The organism is Metabacillus sp. 22489 (assembly GCF_052044855.1).
In the GTDB taxonomy this organism is placed as follows: Bacteria; Bacillota; Bacilli; order Bacillales; family Bacillaceae; genus Metabacillus; species Metabacillus niabensis.
Window position 1 is genome coordinate 1 of record NZ_JBQENT010000096.1, and the last position, 3,011, is coordinate 3,011.

The 3,011-nt window shown below is 31.9% G+C and carries 6 protein-coding genes; all 6 read right to left on the bottom strand.

The window, feature by feature from the left end; genetic code table 11:
• Positions 1 to 126: 126 nt before the first annotated feature.
• The gene (locus tag ACTJJ9_RS26025; RefSeq protein ID WP_186324348.1) at positions 127 to 276 is read right to left on the bottom strand and encodes a hypothetical protein; all 150 of its coding nucleotides are present in this window, start codon (positions 274 to 276) and stop codon (positions 127 to 129) included.
• A gap of 145 nt (positions 277 to 421) precedes the next feature.
• Positions 422 to 997, bottom strand: a complete 576-nt coding sequence (gene plsY, locus ACTJJ9_RS26030; RefSeq protein ID WP_145585403.1) for a glycerol-3-phosphate 1-O-acyltransferase PlsY — start codon at positions 995 to 997, stop codon at positions 422 to 424.
• Between the two features lie 107 nt (positions 998 to 1,104).
• Positions 1,105 to 1,359 (bottom strand): hypothetical protein, encoded by a 255-nt coding sequence (locus ACTJJ9_RS26035; RefSeq protein WP_145585404.1) that lies wholly within the window; start codon positions 1,357 to 1,359, stop codon positions 1,105 to 1,107.
• A gap of 144 nt (positions 1,360 to 1,503) precedes the next feature.
• Positions 1,504 to 1,968 carry a GNAT family N-acetyltransferase gene (locus ACTJJ9_RS26040; protein WP_145585405.1) on the bottom strand — a complete coding sequence of 155 codons (465 nt, stop codon included), beginning with the start codon at positions 1,966 to 1,968 and terminating at the stop codon, positions 1,504 to 1,506.
• A gap of 141 nt (positions 1,969 to 2,109) precedes the next feature.
• On the bottom strand, positions 2,110 to 2,472 hold the full coding sequence (locus ACTJJ9_RS26045) for a DUF3888 domain-containing protein (RefSeq protein ID WP_255452042.1): 363 nt from the start codon (positions 2,470 to 2,472) through the stop codon (positions 2,110 to 2,112).
• A 140-nt stretch (positions 2,473 to 2,612) separates the two neighbouring features.
• Entirely contained in the window at positions 2,613 to 2,822 is a 210-nt protein-coding gene (locus ACTJJ9_RS26050; RefSeq protein WP_145585406.1) for a hypothetical protein, read from the bottom strand.
• Positions 2,823 to 3,011: the final 189 nt, after the last annotated feature.

The following is a 3,011-nucleotide window of genomic DNA, read 5'->3' on the forward strand; positions in this document are numbered from 1 at the left end:
ATGGTGGACGCATCCAGCAATGGGCTATGGTCATGAATCAACTATTAGTTCATGACCACCTAAAGGAACGTGTGAAGAAATATCTAGAATAACTTACACACTTTTCTTGACAAGCCCTCATTCACATTATTTATCTGATTGTTTTTGCTTCTTTTTCAAATACTCCGCACGAAGTTTTTCAAGTTGCTGCTTTTTATCAAATTTGGCAGGTGTTTGTTTTTCGTGAAACTTCGTCACAGCTACCTGACCTTTATGATCCAATTGATATTTTCCCACTTTGTTCACCTACTTTTTTTCCTTAAAGAAAATCTATTCTACAAATATAATATACCTTATTTTACTGAAGTAAACCTAATTACTTTATTAGTGTGCTGCAAACTTTTACCAAATAACTCGTAATTTCTGTTAGACTTTTTTCTTCTTACCATAGTTTGTTTTCAGTTCCATTAATAATTCTTTTGATATTTTGCCTATGCAAAATTATCACTAATACACTAATAAATAAAGAAAGGGCGATCATGACTTTATCTTCAAATAGAACGCTGTAAATAAATATTGCTATTCCAGCTAACATTGAACTTAGTGAAACGTACTTAGAAAGTATCAAAGTTAATATAAATACAAAAAAGCCTGTCAAAGTACCAAAAGGGGTCAAAAATAATAAAACTCCTGTTGCTGTGGCAACAGCTTTCCCACCTTTAAACCCTGCAAAAACAGGAAATATGTGTCCTAATAAGGCTAATAAACCACAAAAAATCGGGTTGACTGAAGAATTCAGTATTTGGGGCAGTAAACAAGCAACTGTACCTTTTAATATATCAGCAATTGCAACAATTATCCCTGCTTTCTTTCCAAGAACCCTAAAAACATTGGTTGCACCAAGGTTCCCACTACCATCATTCCGAACATCGGTTTTATAGAATAGTTTACCGACAACTAAAGCAAATGAAACTGAACCAATCAAGTAACTTAAAAATAGAGTTAAAATATTGAGCATGATATATACCTTTCATACTTAAATATATTGATATTAAGTTAAATAACCTGTCTGCCTTCTTTAACTATCCTGCACTTTTAGTTCAATAAAAAAATGCGATACCTCTATTAAATTATCGCGTTATAACTAAATATAATAATACCGCAAATCACTGTTACTCCTATAAATGTATACAAGTAAAGAATAGGGGAATTAACTTTACCGAAAGCTACTTCACTTTGAAGTGTCTCTGCTCTATCCAAAGCACTTGCTATATCTGGTTTGTAGTTTCTTGTTTTGATATAACTGACTAACATCATTCCGACTATATAGATTATATGAATGATAATTGAACAAAAAAACGCTTGTAATATCACCTTCATTTTGACAACCTCCTCTACTTTCACAATACCATAATAACCCATATTTTTATTGAACTAACCTGCACCTTTAGTTCAATAAAAAAATGTGATACCTCTTTATTGAAGTATCGCACCCGTTACTTTAAGTACAACTCTTCACAATCTTTAAATATTCCCTGACATTCTAACAACTTTACCATCCATTTCAGTTTTAATCTGCTTCATTCCATTTTTCGTATAAAATGAAATGGCTTGTTTATTCGTTGGGGAAACACGAAGGTGGTATTCACTAACTTTATTGTTTTTAAAGAATTCAATAGCGTACTCGTGTAAAAGGGAACCTAAACCCATTCCTCGTTTTTCAGGAATTAGGTAATAAAGATGTACATAACCAATTTCCTTACCTTTATACTCCTTTATCGTCAGTTCAAGTTGACCGATTGGCTCCTCATTGTCTACAACTAATACAAAGCCTTTGGGATTTTTTTTTATCTGTTTTTGTAACCAATCCAGATATTTATTTTCATCTCCAAAATCTTTATCTGAACCAAAACTAACAATGAAAGAATCTCTACGAAAAGGAATAACATACTCCTTATGTTTACTTATATTAATTTGTATGAACTCCATTATTCTCTCCTCCCCACTTGAGTGTGTATTAGCATTAATTTCGTCACCAAAATATGTAATCCTTTTTGTTTTGCACTAACCTGCCCCTTAAGTTCAATAAAATATGCGATACTTCTTTATTGAAGTATCGCAAGCCGTTAGTTAAGATAATGGATATGTTTTCAAGTGTTTATAACGAATTAGTTTACCACTTGTATTTATCACAACTTCATCTTCCCCATAACCCATATGAGCACGATAGTAAGGAAATACTTTAAGCGTAATTTCATATAATCCACCAATTCCATATAACTGTTTTATTTTAAGGATTTCTGTGTCATATGATGCCCAAGTAAGACCAAGTTCCTGTGCTTTTTTGTCGTCTTTGTAGATTTCAACAATTGCTTTATCTAACGGTTCTCTTAGGCTGCTTATGAGTGCCATTTTGACCGTTTCACATAATTTCGTATCGGCTTCATTTATTGTTTCTGCGTTTACTGTTTTATTAGAGATTACTATGAGCATTCCAGCTATAAGCAAAACTGAAAATTTTTTGATAATTATCACCTCATTTTAGTTTCATAAAAATTAAAATGATTTATTCAATTATCCTGCCCCGTTAGTTCAATAAGAAGTTTCACTTTTTTTACAATATATAATCTGTACTATCTAAGTTTGTCCTCGTCTATAACGATACTAAAAGAAATATTAAGTTTATCCCAAACCCAAGCCTGAAAAATTCTATCTATTTCTTTTTTTAGTACTTCAACATCCAAATCCTCATCAATACCTAATTCCTTAAAAGTAAATGTTTCTGTCGCCTCTGTACCTTCATATTTTGTACTATTGAATGAAAATGTAACTGTCCTATCCATTTGTTCAACCTCCTTATTTCCCCTGCATAAATCAGTCTATAATTACAGTATTCTTTCTTATTGCACTTACCTCCCTCAATAAACAAACACTTATCTCTTCAATACGCAGTTTCTCTCAATATTTCTACATAACTTGTTTAGTCTAATAGATTTGGTTAGTAAGAAAAGAGCCCAATCAAGCAGATTAGG